Source organism: Terrabacter sp. MAHUQ-38 (assembly GCF_014518425.1).
In the GTDB taxonomy this organism is placed as follows: Bacteria; Actinomycetota; Actinomycetes; order Actinomycetales; family Dermatophilaceae; genus Terrabacter.
The window spans coordinates 313,689-329,744 of sequence record NZ_JACVCU010000005.1 but is presented as its reverse complement, the minus strand read 5'-3'; the positions used below and the strand labels follow the sequence as shown (position 1 = coordinate 329,744).

Annotated in this window: 17 protein-coding genes and 1 riboswitch; of the genes, 15 read left to right on the top strand and 2 right to left on the bottom strand. The window is 70.8% G+C overall.

Going from position 1 to position 16,056, the window contains the following annotated elements:
- Positions 1-129 precede the first annotated feature (129 nt).
- The 11 genes from H9I49_RS19580 to H9I49_RS19530 all read left to right on the top strand — a co-directional run bounded on the left by H9I49_RS19580 (position 130) and on the right by H9I49_RS19530 (position 11,093).
- Positions 130-744 (top strand): CDP-alcohol phosphatidyltransferase family protein, encoded by a 615-nt coding sequence (locus H9I49_RS19580; protein WP_188032057.1) that lies wholly within the window; start codon positions 130-132, stop codon positions 742-744.
- On the top strand, positions 741-1,781 hold the full coding sequence (locus H9I49_RS19575; RefSeq protein WP_255524107.1) for a DUF881 domain-containing protein: 1,041 nt from the start codon (positions 741-743) through the stop codon (positions 1,779-1,781). Before H9I49_RS19580 ends, H9I49_RS19575 begins: the two co-directional genes overlap by 4 nt.
- Positions 1,778-2,110 (top strand): small basic family protein, encoded by a 333-nt coding sequence (locus tag H9I49_RS19570; protein ID WP_188032056.1) that lies wholly within the window; start codon positions 1,778-1,780, stop codon positions 2,108-2,110. The genes H9I49_RS19575 and H9I49_RS19570 overlap by 4 nt, the downstream gene beginning before the upstream one ends.
- Positions 2,107-3,114: a DUF881 domain-containing protein gene (locus H9I49_RS24605; RefSeq protein ID WP_370587669.1), complete on the top strand. Its 1,008-nt coding sequence runs from the start codon at positions 2,107-2,109 to the stop codon at positions 3,112-3,114. Before H9I49_RS19570 ends, H9I49_RS24605 begins: the two co-directional genes overlap by 4 nt.
- Before the next feature lie 166 nt (positions 3,115-3,280).
- Positions 3,281-3,670 carry a glycine cleavage system protein GcvH gene (gene gcvH, locus H9I49_RS19560; RefSeq protein WP_188032055.1) on the top strand — a complete coding sequence of 130 codons (390 nt, stop codon included), beginning with the start codon at positions 3,281-3,283 and terminating at the stop codon, positions 3,668-3,670.
- 103 nt (positions 3,671-3,773) lie between these two features.
- Complete coding sequence (locus tag H9I49_RS19555) at positions 3,774-4,244, top strand: FHA domain-containing protein (protein ID WP_188032054.1); 471 nt, start codon at positions 3,774-3,776, stop codon at positions 4,242-4,244.
- Positions 4,241-4,966 carry a MerR family transcriptional regulator gene (locus tag H9I49_RS19550; protein ID WP_188032053.1) on the top strand — a complete coding sequence of 242 codons (726 nt, stop codon included), beginning with the start codon at positions 4,241-4,243 and terminating at the stop codon, positions 4,964-4,966. The genes H9I49_RS19555 and H9I49_RS19550 overlap by 4 nt, the downstream gene beginning before the upstream one ends.
- Positions 4,967-5,006: 40 nt before the next feature.
- Positions 5,007-5,534 carry a bifunctional nuclease family protein gene (locus H9I49_RS19545; RefSeq protein ID WP_188032052.1) on the top strand — a complete coding sequence of 176 codons (528 nt, stop codon included), beginning with the start codon at positions 5,007-5,009 and terminating at the stop codon, positions 5,532-5,534.
- Positions 5,535-5,761: 227 nt separating this feature from the next.
- Positions 5,762-6,346 carry a MerR family transcriptional regulator gene (locus H9I49_RS19540; protein ID WP_188032252.1) on the top strand — a complete coding sequence of 195 codons (585 nt, stop codon included), beginning with the start codon at positions 5,762-5,764 and terminating at the stop codon, positions 6,344-6,346.
- Between the two features lie 102 nt (positions 6,347-6,448).
- A riboswitch (glycine riboswitch) is annotated at positions 6,449-6,548 on the top strand.
- A 76-nt stretch (positions 6,549-6,624) separates the two neighbouring features.
- On the top strand, positions 6,625-9,552 hold the full coding sequence (gcvP, locus tag H9I49_RS19535; RefSeq protein ID WP_255524106.1) for an aminomethyl-transferring glycine dehydrogenase: 2,928 nt from the start codon (positions 6,625-6,627) through the stop codon (positions 9,550-9,552).
- A 53-nt stretch (positions 9,553-9,605) separates the two neighbouring features.
- Positions 9,606-11,093 (top strand): glutamate--cysteine ligase, encoded by a 1,488-nt coding sequence (locus H9I49_RS19530; RefSeq protein ID WP_188032051.1) that lies wholly within the window; start codon positions 9,606-9,608, stop codon positions 11,091-11,093.
- Between the two features lie 75 nt (positions 11,094-11,168).
- Here H9I49_RS19530 and H9I49_RS19525 read toward each other — a convergent pair whose 3' ends face one another.
- Positions 11,169-11,795 (bottom strand): histidine phosphatase family protein, encoded by a 627-nt coding sequence (locus H9I49_RS19525; protein WP_188032050.1) that lies wholly within the window; start codon positions 11,793-11,795, stop codon positions 11,169-11,171.
- A 70-nt stretch (positions 11,796-11,865) separates the two neighbouring features.
- On the opposite strand from H9I49_RS19525, the gene H9I49_RS19520 reads away from it, so the two are divergent.
- Positions 11,866-12,726: a PhzF family phenazine biosynthesis protein gene (locus tag H9I49_RS19520; protein WP_188032049.1), complete on the top strand. Its 861-nt coding sequence runs from the start codon at positions 11,866-11,868 to the stop codon at positions 12,724-12,726.
- Between the two features lies 1 nt (position 12,727).
- Positions 12,728-13,267: a DUF1697 domain-containing protein gene (locus H9I49_RS19515; RefSeq protein WP_188032048.1), complete on the top strand. Its 540-nt coding sequence runs from the start codon at positions 12,728-12,730 to the stop codon at positions 13,265-13,267.
- Positions 13,268-13,377: 110 nt separating this feature from the next.
- On the opposite strand, the gene H9I49_RS19510 is transcribed toward H9I49_RS19515, so the two are convergent.
- Positions 13,378-14,160 (bottom strand): RNA methyltransferase, encoded by a 783-nt coding sequence (locus H9I49_RS19510; protein WP_188032047.1) that lies wholly within the window; start codon positions 14,158-14,160, stop codon positions 13,378-13,380.
- Positions 14,161-14,268: 108 nt separating this feature from the next.
- Between H9I49_RS19510 and H9I49_RS19505 the strand changes: the two genes are divergently transcribed.
- On the top strand, positions 14,269-15,447 hold the full coding sequence (locus tag H9I49_RS19505) for an LLM class flavin-dependent oxidoreductase (protein WP_188032046.1): 1,179 nt from the start codon (positions 14,269-14,271) through the stop codon (positions 15,445-15,447).
- Positions 15,444-16,055, top strand: a complete 612-nt coding sequence (locus tag H9I49_RS19500) for a CE1759 family FMN reductase (protein ID WP_188032045.1) — start codon at positions 15,444-15,446, stop codon at positions 16,053-16,055. The genes H9I49_RS19505 and H9I49_RS19500 overlap by 4 nt, the downstream gene beginning before the upstream one ends.
- The last annotated feature ends 1 nt before the right edge of the window (position 16,056 follow it).

The following is a 16,056-nucleotide window of genomic DNA, read 5'->3' as shown; positions in this document are numbered from 1 at the left end:
GGTGGAGAGTGTGCCAGAGGGACGTGAGCACTCCCGCGTTGCGCGCGGATGGGACGAGCCGGTTCCGGGTCTGCATCGATGCCGAGGACGTGGGCCGGAGGGTCAGGAGAGCCGGTTAGGCTTGCCGCCGTGGAGGTCGAGAAGGCAGTACGCGAGCACGTCGTGTCAGAGCGGCTGCTGACGATCCCCAACGCCCTGTCGGTGCTGCGGCTGCTCGGCGTGCCGGTCTTCCTGTGGGCGATCCTCTCCGAGCGTGACGCCCTCGCGCTGCTCCTCCTGCTCCTATCCGGCATCACCGACTACCTCGACGGCAAGATCGCCCGCGTGTTCGACATGGAGAGCCGTCTGGGCCAGTTCCTCGACCCGATCGCCGACCGGCTCTACATCCTGACGACCCTCTTCGGGCTGGCCTGGCGCGACATCATCCCCGTCTGGCTCGTCGTCGTCCTGCTCGCCCGCGAGGCGGTCATGGCGCTCATGCTGCTCTACCTGCGCACCAAGGGGCAGCTCGGCCTGCCGGTCCACTTCGTCGGCAAGGCGGCGACGTTCAACCTGCTCTACGCCTTCCCCCTGCTGCTCCTCGCGCACCGTGACGACTGGGTCGGTGAGCTCGCGCGACCCATCGGCTGGGGCTTCGCGTGGTGGGGCGTGGTGCTCTACTGGCTGGCCGCCGTGCTGTATGCCGTCCACGCGCGGACCGTGCTGAGGCGCGGTCCCGGTCCCGCCCAGGGGGCGACGCCATGACCCCGGAGCAGCGACCGGGGAAGGCGAGGCGCGGGGATCCCGGACGACGCCCCGACGCGTCGATGACGCTGCTCACGACGATGATGGAGCGGCCGCTCGACGCGGGCTACCAGGAGGCCGCCGACCGCCGGGCCGCGGCAGGTCTGCCCCGGGCCACCTCGACGCGTACGGTGCTCGTCGTCGTGCTCGCCCTGCTGACCGGTTTTCTCTTCGCCGTGGCGTCGCAGGCGCTGCGGCCCAAGCCCACTGCCGCCGCGGCCGTGAAGAAGGAGCTCGTGACGCGCATCGAGGCGCTGCAGCAGCACGGCACGCAGCAGGAGGCCAAGGTCGCGAGCCTCGGCAAGCAGGTCAGGGACTACGAGGCGCTGGCCCTCCAGCAGTCGGGTGGTCCTGACCTCACCGCCACCATCAAGGCTCTCGAGGTGCAGGCGGGCGCCGTGTCGCTCCGCGGACCGGGTCTGACTTTGACGCTCGACGACGCCGCCTCCGCCGACACCGACGCCAACGCGGGCAACCGTCCGAGCAGCGGCTTCGAGGAGGGGCGGGTCACGTCGGGTGACCTGCAGATCATCGTCAACGGCCTGTGGGGCGCCGGCGCCGAGGCCATCTCGATCAACGGCCACCGGCTCAGCTCGACCGCCGCGATCCGCTTCGCCGGACAGGCGATCATCGTGGACTTCCGCCCCCTCGCGCGGCCCTACGTCATCACCGCGCTGGGCGACGCGCAGGGCATGCAGCAGCTCTTCGAACCGTCGTTCGCCGGCCTGTACCTCTCCCAGCTGACCGAGGAGTTCAAGATCCGCTCCGTCCTCGCCACGAGTGACTCCCTGACCGTGCCTGGCGACTCGGCCGCACACCTCGAGGTCGCGGAACCGATCGGCTCACCCGTAGGCTCGTCGGCGCCCAGCAGCCCGGCGGTGACCGGGCTCCAGAAAGGTACGGGCTCACCGAGCTCACCGAGCCCGACGGGCACGGGGCTCATCCCGGACGGCACCTCGCGTCCCGCGCCACCGACCAGTGAGGAGAACCCTTCGTGATCCCAGTTCTCGGCCTTGTGGCCGGACTCGCGGTGGGGCTCTTCCTCGACCCGTCGGTGCCGGTGTGGCTGCAGCCCTACCTCCCGATCGCGGTCATCGCGGCGATGGACGCGGTCTTCGGCGCCATCCGCGCCATCCTCGACGGCATCTTCAACGACAAGGTCTTCGTCGTCTCGTTCCTGTCAAACGTCGTCGTGGCCGCCTTCATCGTCTTCCTCGGCGACCAGCTCGGGGTCGGGTCGCAGCTGTCCACCGGCGTCGTCGTCGTCCTGGGCGTGCGGATCTTCTCCAACGTGGCCTCCATCCGCCGGCATCTCTTCAGGGCGTGACCGTGGGCAAGCCCAAGAAGCCACGTCCCGAGTCACCTCCGGCTCCCGAGACGGACGCCGCCACCGATGAGTCGCCCGAGACGCCCGAGGTCGCCCCCACGCCTGAGGCGCCTGACGTCGAACAGCCCGACCATGCCGACGAGCCCGAAGCTCCTGCGGACCGGCCGGACGACGCTGACCTCACCACGCCGCCGGCCCCCGTGTTCGGCGCCGGTGTCGTCGCCGCCCCGGACGAGGACCTCACCTCCCCGGACGCGCATGAGCAGGGCACGAGCCGCATCCCGGTCGACGGCAAGGCGGCGTGGGTGCGCCTGCTCAAGATGAGTCGCCCGCGCGGCACGCGTGCCAACCTGCTCAGCGCCCTTCTCGCGATGCTGCTCGGGGCCGGCATCGCGGCGCAGGTGCAGCTGACGAACCAGCGCGGCCTCGACGAGCTGAGCCAGCCTGACCTCGTGCGGCTCCTCGACGACGTCTCCCTGCGCTCCTCCCGCCTTGACCAGCAGGTGCGCGAGCTCGAGACGACGCGCGACCGGCTCAAGAGCGGCACGGGTACGGCGGGGGAGGCGCTCGAGCAGGCACAGAAGCGCGTCGACACCCTCGGCATCCTCGCCGGGACGATCGGCGCCAAGGGTCCGGGCATCACGCTGCGCATCAGCGACCCGACCAACCAGGTCACGGGTCCGATCGTCCTCGACATCATCCAGGAGCTGCGCGACGCCGGGGCCGAGGCGATCGACGTCGGCGGCGTGCGCGTGGTGGCCTCGTCCTTCGTCGGCGACCGCGACGGCGAGATCCTCATCGACGGCACCCAGGTCAGCCGGCCTCTGGTCATCAAGGTCATCGGCGACTCGAAGACCCTGTCGTCGGCCATGACGATCCCCGGCGGCATCGTCGAGTCGGTACGCCAGAAGGGCGCCAACGCGACCATCACAGAGTCGAGCCTCAACGAGATCAGGTCTCTGCACCGGCCGACCGACATGACCCACGCCAAGCCGGTCGAGTGACCGCTCGGGGATGCCGCGTCCACCGTGGCGCCACGCGGTGGGGCCCAGTGCCTGCGCGCACGGCATGGGCATGGCATCCTCTCAGGTGCCGCCGCAGCGCCGCAGGCGCCGGCCACGTGCAGCCACCCCGGCCCCGACCCGGGCCGACCACCGACGAAGGAGCGACATGAGCGACCTGGACTATCCCTCCGACCTGCGCTACACCAGCGACCACGAGTGGGTCCGCGTCGGGGACGACGATGTCGTCCGCATCGGCATCACGTCCTTCGCCCAGGACGCGCTCGGCGACGTCGTCTACGTCTCGCTGCCCTCGGTGGGCGACACCGTGGCTGCGGGGGACTCGTGTGGTGAGGTCGAGTCGACGAAGTCGGTCAGCGACGTCTACGCGCCGCTCGACGGCGAGGTGACGGCCACGAACGCCGCGCTCGACGCAGCTCCCGAGCTGCTCAACTCCGATCCCTACGGCGAGGGCTGGATGTTCGAGCTGCGCCTGGCCGACACCTCGTCCGTCGAGGGCCTCATGGATGCCTCGGCGTACACCGCGTCACTGTCCTGATCCCCTCGGCACCGCCCGCGCCTGATCCGGTCGGATGCCGACCTGCCCGGGTCAACTAGAGTTGGATGGACCCCAATCCGCCCGCACGATAGAGGAGGACCGCATGTCGAGCGACCTGCCCGACCCCGACGACATGAACGTCGAACCCCGCACCATGCGGTTCCAAGGCGTCCCGTCGCAGGACAGCGACCACGTCGAGACCATCGACCCTCGTGGGCTCACGGCCGAGGACCAGGCGACCATCGAGGCACTTCGGCCGGGCACTGCGCTGCTCGTGGTGCTCCGCGGCCCCAACACCGGCGCCCGGTTCCTGCTCGACGACCAGGAGGTGGCGGCCGGTCGTCACCCCGACTCGGACATCTTCCTCGACGACGTGACGGTGTCGCGCAAGCACGCGATGTTCATCGCCCGGGGCGGCGGTTACGTCGTACGTGACTCGGGCTCGCTCAACGGCACGTACGTCAACCGGGCGCGGATCGACGAGGCCCCACTGCACCAGGGTGACGAGGTCCAGATCGGCAAGTTCCGCCTCGTCTACTACTCGGCCGGAGCAGCGCAGCACGCACCCGCATGAGCAGACGCACGACCGGAGCCGAGGGCGCGTCCCCGGCTCCTGCGCGCCTGACCATCGGCAAGGTGCTGACGTCACTGTCCGAAGAGTTTCCCGACGTCAGCGCCTCGAAGATCAGGTTTCTCGAGGCCGAGGGGCTCGTCACCCCACACCGCACCGCGTCCGGTTACCGGACCTACACCGATGACGACGTCCGTCGACTCCGCTACGTCCTTGCTGCGCAGCGAGACCGGTACTGGCCGCTGAAAGTCATCCGCGAGGCGCTCGACGCGCTCGACCGTGGCCTGACCGATCCGGGCGACGACACTGACGGCCGGCCGCGCCCTCCGACTCCTGAGGTCGACCCCGAGGTCCCGGGGCCACACGAGCTCGTCGGGCAGCACGACGTGACGCTGACGGGTCCGGAGCTGCGCGAGGCGACCGGAATCGACCGCGACACCATGCACGCGCTCGAGACGTACGGCCTGCTCCAGCCGGACGCCCGAGGCCACTTCGGGCACGAGTCGCTGGCCATCGCCGCGGCGGCGCACGCCCTGGCGGGACACGGGCTCGAGCCCCGCCATCTTCGCCCGTTCCGGACGGCCGCGGACCGCGAGATCGGCCTCGTCCAGCAGGTGCTCGCGACGCGCCGGGGGAGCGGAACCCGCGAGGAGCGCGCCGCCGAGATCGCCTCTGCCTGCATCTCCCTGCACGTCGCGCTCGTCCGCGCGGGACTCGCGCGCTGACGACCCGCGAGTCCCGCGCGGGGCGGGGTACGGTGGAGAGGTGAGAGAGGTAGATGTCCTGGGCGTCCGTGTAGAGATGCCCACGAACCAGCCGATCGTCCTGCTGCGCGAGCGGGACGGCGGGCGCTACCTGCCGATCTGGATCGGCGCGGCCGAGGCCGCCGCGATCACCTACGCCCAGCAGGGCGTGGTCCCGCCGCGACCCCTGACCCACGACCTGATGCGCGACCTGCTCACGGTCCTCGGCCACGAGCTGACCGAGGTGCGCATCGTCGCCCTCAAGGACTCCGTGTTCCACGCAGCCCTCATCATCGACGGCAAGAACGAGGTGAGCTCGCGGGCCAGCGACGCCATCGCGCTGGCGCTGCGAACGGGTGCCAAGGTGCTCGTCGAGCCGGCCATCCTCGACGAGGCCGCGATCGTCGTCTCCTCGGAGGAGGACGACGAGGTCGAGAAGTTCAAGGAGTTCCTCGACCACGTGTCCGCAGAGGACTTCGAGGGCCCGTCGCCCGAGGGCGAGCCGGGCGACCGCCCCGACCGACCGGACCTGCCGGACCGACCGGAATGAGCCGGACGTAGGGAAGCGGTTCACCGGGCGGTGCGCCAGCCTAACCTTGCAGTGAAACCTCAAGGTCTGCGCCGAGGCACCGACACGCGCTGCCGCTCGGGGCCTCGGTGATTGACCGGACGGGGGACGCGGCCTACCGTCAGGAGAACGACGTGACTGTAGTTATCTGCATGTCGTCTGCGCGCACGCACCACGGCGGCCCGCAGCCCGAGCAGGAGGAGGACGGCATGGCCGCCATCGAGGACGCGCGCGACGCCAGTCGCAGGCTGCCGGTCGGGTCCCAGGGACTGCTGTTCACCGACGACCTGCCCGAGCTTGCCGAGGACACCGGCTACCGGGGACCGACCGCCTGCAAGGCAGCCGGCATCACCTACCGTCAGCTCGACTACTGGGCCCGCACCGGGCTCGTGGAGCCGTCGGTCCGCAGCGCCACCGGTTCGGGCACGCAGCGCCTCTACGGTTTCCGCGACATCCTCGTGCTCAAGGTGGTCAAGCGTCTCCTCGACACGGGCGTCTCCCTTCAGCAGATCCGCGTCGCCATCGGCCACCTTCGCGAGCGCGGCGTCGAGGACCTCGCGCAGATCACGCTGATGAGCGACGGCGCCTCGGTCTACGAGTGCACGTCCGCCGACGAGGTCATCGACCTCGTACAGGGGGGTCAGGGCGTCTTCGGCATCGCGGTCGGGCGCGTCTGGCGCGAGGTCGAGGGTGAGCTCGCGCAGCTCCCGAGTGAGCGGGCGGATGACGACGCGCCGTCGGAGCACCCCGGTGACGAGCTCACCGCTCGCCGCCAGGCCCGCCGCATGGCCTGAGCATCCACGCCCGTATCGTCGAACGGCCCGACGGGAGTCTCCCGCCGGGCCGTTCGCGTGCCCGCAGCGCTCCCGCCTGCTGGTAGATTTGGCCCTGCCGATCGACCCTGCATGGGAGAGTCCTCGGGGTGCTCAGCACCTGCGAGGCGCCGAAGGGGCAACATCCCCGGAACCTCTCAGGCGCCAGGACCATGCGGGCGAGGCAACTCTGAAGGCACCGTGCGGTGCTCGACAGACGGGGAGCGTGTGTCGTCCGCTCGAACCCGCCAGGAGCCCGCATGTCGATCGACCAGCTCGTGCCCGTGACCACCGGAGTGTCCACCGAGACGCAGATGGCCGACTTCGTGAGCCGCCACGTCGGCCCCGCCGGCGACGACCTGCGCCGCATGCTCGAGGTCGTGGGCCAGCCGAGCCTCGACGCGATGTGCGACCGCGCCATCCCCGGCACCATCCGCTCCGAGGCCCCGCTGCAGGTCGAGGCCGCCGCGAGCGAGAGTGCCGTCATCGACGAGCTGCGCGCGTTCGCCTCCCGCAACACCGTCCTCACCTCGCTGATAGGGCTTGGCTACTACGGCACCGTGACGCCGCCGGTCGTGCGCCGCAACGTCCTCGAGAACCCCGCGTGGTACACCGCGTACACGCCGTACCAGCCGGAGATCTCGCAGGGCCGCCTCGAGGCGCTCCTCAACTTCCAGACGGTCGTCACCGACCTCACGGGCCTCGACGTCGCGGGCTCGTCCCTGCTCGACGAGTCGACCGCCGCGGCCGAGGCCATGTCGCTCATGCGTCGCGCCAGCCGGGCGGCCGCCGACGCCGTCGTCCTCGTCGACGAGCGTCTCTTCCCGCAGACGATCGCCGTCATGCGCACCCGCGCCGAAGCGCTCGGCCTACCGCTCGTCGTCGCCGACCTGCGGGCCGTGCGAGACACCGAGTCGTTGGCCGCCGCCGCGGGCGGCAAGGACGTCGTCGGTGCCATGGTCCAGTACCCCGACGCCACCGGCGAGATCGTCGACTGGACCCCGCTCACCGACGCCGTGCACGAGTCGAAGGGGCTCGTCACGACGTGCGCCGACCTGCTCGCGCTGACCCTGGCCAGCGCTCCCGGTGAGTGGGGCGCCGACATCGCCGTCGGAAGCGCCCAGCGTTTCGGGGTGCCGATGGGCTTCGGCGGCCCGCACGCCGGCTACATGGCCGTCCACCGTGGCCTGGAGCGCCAGATCCCCGGCCGCCTGGTCGGCGTGTCCGTCGACGCCGAGGGACACCAGGCGTACCGCCTCGCGCTCCAGACGCGCGAGCAGCACATCCGTCGCGAGAAGGCGACGTCCAACATCTGCACCGCCCAGGTTCTCCTCGCCGTCATGGCGAGCATGTATGCCGTGTGGCACGGTCCCGCGGGTCTCGTCGGCATCGCCCGCCGGGTGAACGGCCTGACCGCACGCCTGCGCGAAGCCCTCGTCGCCGGTGGGCTGGACGTCGAGACCGCTGCGTTCTTCGACACGCTGACCGTCATCGTGCCGGGCCGTGCGGGCGACGTCACGGCCACCTTCGCCGAGCGCGGCATCAACGTGTGGCGGGTCGACGCCGACCGGGTGTCCCTCAGCCTGGACGAGACGTCCACTGCCGCAACGGTGCTCGCGGTCCTCGACGCGTTCGGCCTGCCGGCGTCCGACGACGTGAAGAACACCCTCGGCACGCCCGTCGGCGGCGGCATTCCGGCTGGGCTTCAGCGCTCGTCGGAGTTCCTCACCCACCCGGTCTTCCACTCGCACCACTCGGAGACGGCGATGCTGCGCTACCTGCGCCGTCTCTCCGACCGCGACTTCGCGCTCGACCGCGGCATGATCCCGCTCGGCTCGTGCACGATGAAGCTCAACGCGACGACGGAGATGGAGTCGGTCACCTGGCCGGAGTTCGCGAACCTCCACCCGTTCGCGCCGGCCGAGCAGACCGAGGGCATCAGGGCCCTCATCGACGACCTGTCCGGCTGGCTGTGCGAGATCACCGGCTACGACGCCGTGTCGCTGCAGCCCAACGCCGGCTCCCAGGGCGAGTTCGCCGGCCTCCTCGCGATCCACGCCTACCACCAGGCACGCGGCGAGGGCCACCGCCGCGTCTGCCTGATCCCGGCCAGCGCCCACGGCACCAACGCGGCCTCGGCCGTGATGGCCGGCCTCAAGGTCGTCGTCGTCAAGACCGCCCCCGGTGGCACCGTCGACATGGACGACCTGCGCGAGAAGGTCGAGGCGCACCGCGACGACCTCGCCGCGATCATGGTGACCTACCCGTCGACGCACGGCGTCTACGAGGACACCATCACCGAGCTGTGCGAGCTCGTGCACGACGCGGGCGGCCAGGTGTACGTCGACGGCGCCAACCTCAACGCCCTCGTCGGGCTCGCCCAGCCGGGCAAGTTCGGCGCCGACGTCAGCCACCTCAACCTGCACAAGACGTTCTGCATCCCGCACGGTGGCGGCGGTCCCGGTGTCGGGCCGGTGGCGGTCCGGGCGCACCTCGCACCGCACCTGCCCAACCACCCGCTCGCCCCGGAGGCCGGTCCGGACTCGGGCGTCGGACCGGTCTCGGCCGCGCCCTACGGGTCCGCGAGCATCCTGCCGATCTCGTGGGCGTACGTCCGCCTCATGGGCGGCGAGGGCCTGCGGCACGCGACGCAGATGGCGGTCCTCGGAGCCAACTACGTCGCGGCCCGGCTGCGCGAGCACTACCCGGTGCTCTACTCCGGCCACGACGGGCTCGTCGCGCACGAGTGCATCCTCGACGTCCGCCAGATCACCGCCGAGACCGGAGTGACGGTCGACGACATCGCCAAGCGGCTCGTCGACTACGGCTTCCACGCCCCGACGATGAGCTTCCCGGTCGCAGGCACGCTCATGGTCGAGCCGACCGAGTCGGAGAACCTCTACGAGCTCGACCGCTTCTGCGACGCGATGATCGCGATCCACGGCGAGATCGAGGCGATCCGTGCCGGTGAGGTCACCGTCGGCGACAGCATGCTGCGGCACGCGCCGCACACCGCCCTGAACATCGCGGGGGAGTGGGCGCATCCGTACGACCGCACCGAGGCCGCCTTCCCGGTCGGTGTGAACGCCGCCGACAAGTACTGGCCGCCGGTCAGCCGCATCGACGGCGCGTACGGCGACCGCAACCTCGTGTGCTCGTGCCCGCCGCCGGAGGCGTTCGAGGGCTGATCACTGCCCGCGCGCCTCTCGCGCCGAGACCGCGAGTGTGGTTGTCTCGGCACGTGGGAGCCGACGTCGAACAGGCCAGGTACACACGCGAGCAGCGGCAGCAGTATCGCGAGAAGGTCCGCCGCGACCTCGACGTGTTCGAGCGAATGCTGGGCAAGAGCGAGTTCGAGTTCGACCGGCCGATGACCGGTCTCGAGATCGAGCTCAACCTCGTCAACGAGGACCTCAGTCCGAAGCTCGACAACAAGACGGTGCTCGAGCAGATCGCCGACGAGGACTACCAGACCGAGCTGGCGCGCTACAACATCGAGCTCAACGTGCATCCCCGGCCGCTTCCGGGCGACTCGGCGATCGAGCTCGAGGGACTGCTGCGTGAGTCGCTCAACCGGGCGTCCGAGAAGGCGGCCGAGCTGCACACCGGCATCGTCGCCATCGGCATCCTGCCGACGGTCATGCCGGAACACTTCGAGGGCGACTGGATCAGCGAGAACATCCGCTACGCGGCGCTCAACAACGCGGTCCTCGACGCGCGCGGTGAGGACGTGTGGCTCGAGCTCGAGGGACCGACGGGGGAGCGGATCGCCCGCTACTCCGACAGCCTGGCCCCCGAGTCGGCCTGCACGTCGATCCAGCTGCACCTGCAGGTGCAGCCCGAGCGCTTCGCCGACCACTGGAACGCCGCCCAGGTCCTCGCCGGCCCGCAGCTCGCCCTCGGGGCCAACTCACCGTACTTCCTCGGCCAGCGCCTCTGGGCCGAGACCCGCATCCCCCTGTTCACGCAGGCCACCGACACCCGCTCCGTCGAGCTGAAGAACCAGGGCGTGCGCCCGCGAGTCTGGTTCGGCGAGAGGTGGATCACTTCGATCTTCGACCTCTTCGAGGAGAACGTCCGCTACTTCCCGGCGCTGCTGCCCGAGCTCTACGACGAGGAGCCCGAGGACGTCTTCGAGCGCGGTGACGTGCCCGAGCTCAAGGAGCTGCGCCTCCACAACGGCACCGTCTACCGCTGGAACCGCCCCATCTACGACATCGTCGAGGGCCGACCGCACCTGCGCGTCGAGAACCGCGTCCTGCCGGCCGGGCCGAGCATCGCCGACGTCATGGCCAACGCCGCCTTCTACTACGGCACGATGCGGGTGCTGGCAGAGGAGGACCGCCCCGTCTGGACCCGGATGAGCTTCTCGGCTGCCGAGTCCAACTTCGAGGAAGGCGCCCGCCTCGGCATCGACGCCCGCACGTACTGGCCCGGCTTCGGCGAGGTGCCGGCCACCGAGCTCGTGCTGCGCCGCCTGCTCCCGATGGCGCACGAGGGTCTCGAGCGGTGGGGGGTCTCGGCTGCCGTACGCGACCGGTTCCTGTCGATCATCGAGCAGCGCTGCATCCTCGGGGTCAACGGTGCCTCGTGGCAGTCCGAGTGCGTGACCCGGCTCGAGGCCCAGGGCCTGACCCGTGACAAGGCGCTGCGCGAGATGCTCGGCCGCTACATCGAGGGCATGATGGCCAACGAGCCGGTGCACACGTGGGAGCTGCCCCGCGACTGACACGGTTCCGGCTGTGCCACACCGGAACTCACGTATGCCGCATGGCGCCACACGGCATACGTGACCTTCTTGGGTTCAGTCGGCGAGCAGGCGCCAGGGGGAGAGGTTGAACATGCCGATGCAGCGCGTCGAGCGGTGGTGGGTCAGCACGCTCATCGAGCCTGCGTCGAGGATGAGGTTCTGCCCGAACCTGGGGTCGAGCCCGAGGTAGGTCGCCGTGAGGACCCGCAGGGCGTGCCCGTGGCCGAAGAGCGCCACGTCGCCGTGCTCGAGGTCGGGCCAGACCTTTTCGATGACCTGCTGTGCGCGGGCCGAGACCTCCTCGACGCTCTCGCCGGGCGTGACACCCGGCTTGACGCCGTCGACGAAGACCTCCCAAGGGTGGCCGAGCTCGGCGCTGATCTGCTTCGTCGTGATGCCCTCGTAAGCGCCGTAGTCCCACTCGCGCAGCAGCGGCTCGACCTCGAAGTCGCCCAGGCCGGCAAGCTCTGCGGTGCGCCTCGCCCGCTGCAGCGGTGAGACGAGCACCCGCTCGAACCGGTGCTTGCGCAGGACGTCGGCGAGCTCGCGCGCGGCGGCCTCCCCCTGGGGCAGCAGCGGAAGGTCGGTGGTCCCGGTGTGCTGGCCCGACAGGGACCACTCGGTCTCGCCGTGCCGGAAGAGGTAGATGTTGCCGGGGAAGATGCCGTCGGGGGAGGCCATGGCCGTCAATCTATCGGCGTCGGTCGGGGTGGGCGCGCCACGGACGGGGGCCCTCCGGCAGACTCGGGGCATGGACCTGCCCTTCCACCTCGTCAACGTGTTCTCGATCCCCGGCGACCCTTTCTCGGGCAACCCGCTGTGCGTCTTCCCCGACGCGACAGGGATGGCCGACGAGGAGATGCTCGCGTGGGCCCGCCAGTTCAACCTCAGCGAGTCGACGTTCGTCACGGCGCGCCACGACGAGGACGGCGAGGCGCAGGTGCGCATCTTCACGCCCGGGCACGAGATGCCGTTCGCCGGTCATCCCACGCTCGGCACGGCGGAGGTGCTGGCGGGACTCGGCGGCGAGCTCGACGCCGTCCACCTGACGATGCCCGCGGGGCGCATCCCCGTCGTGCGCATCGACGACGGCTGGCGCCTCGAGGCCAGGCCGGCGACGCTGCGCGAGGTCACCGCGAGCGGGACCGACCTGGCGGCGGCGCTCGGCATCCACCGGATGCTCGTCGTGCGGTCGGATGCTGCCTGGGTCGACGCCGGTGTCGAGCAGCTGCTCGTCCGGCTCGACAACGTCGACGCCGTCCGGTCCTGCGAGCCGGACGGGCGGCTCATGGCCCAGCACATGACCTCTCCTGGGCGCCCGCCGCACGTGTACGCGTGGGCCTGGACCGGCCCCAAGACGATCGAGGCGCGCCTCTTCTACACCGAGGGCCAGGCTGTCCGCGAGGACCCGGCCACCGGGTCGGCGTGCGCCAACCTCGGCGGCTGGCTCGTCGCACAGGGGGCCCGCGACGTCTCCGTCGTCGTCAGCCAGGGAGCGGCCGTCGGGCGGCCCTCGCGCCTCCAGCTCGACGTCGACGCCGGGGGAGCGGTGCACGTCGGTGGGCGCGTGGACGTGGTCGGCCGGGGCACCTGCTCACCGGTTCGGGGCTGACGTGCCGACGTGGATCGGCTTCCTGCGCGCCGTCAACGTCGGCAAGCGCCAGGTGAGGATGCAGGCCCTGCGCGAGCTGCTCGAGGCCGAGGGCTACGAGGACGTCGAGACCCACATCCAGACCGGCAACCTCAAGGTGCGGTCCGGCACGCGCAGCGCCGCGAAGGTCGAGACCGACCTGCGTCGCGCCATCAGTGCCGAGTTCGGCTTCGACGTGCCCGTCGTCGTGCGCACGCCGGCGCAGCTGAGGACGCTCGCCGCGGAGGCCGAGGCCCTCGAGTCACCCATCGCGAAGGATGCCGGTCGCTACGTCACGTTCATGACGGGCGACCTCGACCCCGCGGGCGTCGAGGCGCTCCACGCATGGGACGCCGCCACCGAGGGGGCCCGGGTCGTCGGCAACGACGTCGTGCTGTTCCTCGCGGCCGGCGTCCAGGGCGCCAAGCTGACGAACGCCCGCATCGAGAAGCTCACCGGTGCCGTCGGGACGGCACGCAACATCACGGTCGTGCGGGCGCTGGCCGACAAGTGGGGCGGCTGACGCAACCACGCGGCATACGGCAGCGAAGGGACGGATGACGGGACTCGGGCCCGGATCGGAGCACGCCTGAGCACACTGACAGCGGTACGGCCCGTCAACCGTCCCCGGGGTCAGAGACGTGAGCGGCGGACGAGCTCGAAGCAGACGACAGCGGCAGCCGCCGACACGTTGAGCGACTCCACGCCCGCCGCCATCGGGATCGAGACCCACGTGTCGACGAGGTCGGCCACCTCGGGTGCGAGCCCGGCCGTCTCGCTGCCGAGGACGAACGCCACGGGCTCGGGCAGGTGGGCCGCGAACAGGTCGTCGTCGCCGCCGGCGTCGAGGCCGACGACGTGGAAGCCGCGCGCCTTGAGGTCGGCGACGGCCTGGTGCGCCGTGAACGCCTTGAGGATGGGCGCGCGGAACGCAACGCCTGCGGACGCCTTGACGACGAGCGGGTCGAGCGACGCGACACCCTTGCGGGGCACGACGATGCCGTCGATCCCGGCCGCTGTGGCCGAGCGCAGGATCATCCCGACGTTGGCGGGGGTGGTCACCCCGTCGAGCACCAGGACGGTGGACAGCGCGCCCACCTCCGCCTCGGAGAGTGCCAGGTCGAGCGGGCGCATCCGCGGCGCGACGACGTCGGCGAACACGCCCTGGTCCTGCCGGCCGTTGCCCGCGAGCTTCTTGACCCGATCGGCGCTCGCGAACTGCACCTCGACCCGGCGGCGGCGCGCAGCCTGCTGGATCTCACGCAGGCCGCTACCCCGGGCGCCCTCGGCGATGACGACCTTGTCGACGTGGAGGTCCTCGTCCAGGAGCACCTCGTGGACGGGGTTGCGGCCGTACACCGTGATGAAGCGGTCCTTCGGGGACGGTGGTGCGGGGGGCGGGGTCTCCGGCGTCACCGCGACAGGATCCCACAGCGACCGTGACGCGCCGACGACCCGGGAATGGGAGAGTGGGTCGCTGCGTTCGATATGATTGAAACATCAATCATTGAGGAGTTGGGACACATGCAGTTCGGGATCTTCACCGTCGGCGACGTCACGACCGACCCCACCACGGGCCGTACACCGACCGAGCACGAGCGCATCCAGGCCACGATCGCGATCGCGAAGAAGGCCGAGGAGGTTGGGCTCGACGTCTTCGCGACGGGCGAGCACCACAACCCGCCCTTCGCCGCGCCGGCCAACCCGCCCGTCCTGCTGGCGCATATCGCGGCCCAGACCGAGCGTCTCGTCCTCTCGACGTCGACGACCCTCATCACGACGAACGACCCGGTGCGCCTCGCCCAGGACTACGCGTACCTCCAGCACCTGAGCGGCGGACGCATGGACGTCATGCTCGGCCGCGGCAACACCGGTCCCGTCTACCCGTGGTTCGGCAAGGACATCCGCGACGGCATCCCGCTCGCCATCGAGAACTACGCGCTGCTCCACCGCCTGTGGCGCGAGGACGTCGTCGACTGGCAGGGGAAGTACCGCACCCCGCTCCAGGGCTTCACGTCGACCCCCCGCCCGCTCGACGGCCTCCCGCCGTTCGTCTGGCACGGCTCGATCCGCAGCCCCGAGATCGCCGAGCAGGCCGCCTACTACGGCGACGGCTTCTTCTCCAACCACATCTTCTGGCCGGCCAGCCACACGAAGCAGATGGTCCAGCTCTACCGCCGCCGGTTCGAGCACTACGGGCACGGTGGCGCCGACCAGGCCATCGTCGGCCTCGGCGGGCAGGTCTTCATGCGCAAGAACAGCCAGGACGCCGTCCGCGAGTTCCGGCCCTACTTCGACAGCGCGCCGGTCTACGGCCACGGCCCCTCGCTCGAGGAGTTCACGAGCCAGACGCCGCTCACCGTCGGCAGCCCGCAGGAGGTCATAGAGCGCACCCTCGGCTTCCGCGACTACGTCGGCGACTACCAGCGTCAGCTGTGGCTCGTCGACCACGCCGGACTGCCCCTCAAGACCGTTCTCGAGCAGCTCGACATGCTCGGCGAGGAGGTCGTGCCGGTCCTGCGCAAGGAGTTCGCCGCCCTCAAGCCGGCGCACGTCCCCGACGCCCCGACCCACGCGAGCCGTCTCGCGGCCGCGGGAGGCGGGCACGACGCGACAGTCCACGGGGTCGACGACGTGACGGGCGCCTCCCCGGAGCCCACCGACACCACGAGCAGCACCAACACCCTGGAGGTGACCACGTGACCACGTTCCACCTCGCCGTCATCACCGCCGGCGTCACCCAGCCCTCGTCCACGCGCCTGCTCGCCGACCGCCTCACCGAGGCGACCGTTCGCGCCCTCGCCCCCAGCGAGGTCGTCGTCGAGGTCATCGACGTGCGCGACGTCGCGCACGACCTCACGAACAACGTCCTCACGGGCTTCGCCTCGCCCGAGCTGCAGGTACGCCTCGACGCCGTCGTGGAGGCCGACGCCGTGGTGGTCGCCACGCCGGTCTACGCGGCGTCGTACAGCGGGCTGTTCAAGATGCTCGTCGACGTGCTTCCCCAGGACGCGCTGCGCGACACCCCGGTGCTGCTCGGCGCGACGGGCGGCACGGCCCGGCACTCACTCGCCATCGACCACGCCCTTCGCCCGCTCTTCGCCCACCTCGGCGCGCTCGTCGCTCCGGTGGCGGTGTTCGCCGCCAGCGAGGACTGGGGCAGCGTGGAAGCGGGCCGGCTCGGCGAGCGGATCGAGCGTGCCGGCACGTCCTTCGCGGCCCTCGTGGCAGGGCACCGGCCCGAGCGGCGGGTCGACCCGTTCGAGGACGTCACGCCCTTCGAGTCCCTGCTCTCGGGCGTGCACCGCTGAG

Bases quoted from the DNA above. Each gene is read 5' to 3' on its own strand.
- H9I49_RS19575 (WP_255524107.1), top strand. From the start codon at position 741: ATGACCCCGGAGCAGCGACCGGGGAAGGCGAGGCGCGGGGATCCCGGA.
- gcvH (WP_188032055.1), top strand. From the start codon at position 3,281: ATGAGCGACCTGGACTATCCCTCCGACCTGCGCTACACCAGCGACCAC.
- H9I49_RS19555 (WP_188032054.1), top strand. From the start codon at position 3,774: ATGTCGAGCGACCTGCCCGACCCCGACGACATGAACGTCGAACCCCGC.
- H9I49_RS19550 (WP_188032053.1), top strand. From the start codon at position 4,241: ATGAGCAGACGCACGACCGGAGCCGAGGGCGCGTCCCCGGCTCCTGCG.
- H9I49_RS19540 (WP_188032252.1), top strand. From the start codon at position 5,762: ATGGCCGCCATCGAGGACGCGCGCGACGCCAGTCGCAGGCTGCCGGTC.
- gcvP (WP_255524106.1), top strand. From the start codon at position 6,625: ATGTCGATCGACCAGCTCGTGCCCGTGACCACCGGAGTGTCCACCGAG.
- H9I49_RS19525 (WP_188032050.1), bottom strand. From the start codon at position 11,795: ATGGCCTCCCCCGACGGCATCTTCCCCGGCAACATCTACCTCTTCCGG.
- H9I49_RS19520 (WP_188032049.1), top strand. From the start codon at position 11,866: ATGGACCTGCCCTTCCACCTCGTCAACGTGTTCTCGATCCCCGGCGAC.
- H9I49_RS19505 (WP_188032046.1), top strand. From the start codon at position 14,269: ATGCAGTTCGGGATCTTCACCGTCGGCGACGTCACGACCGACCCCACC.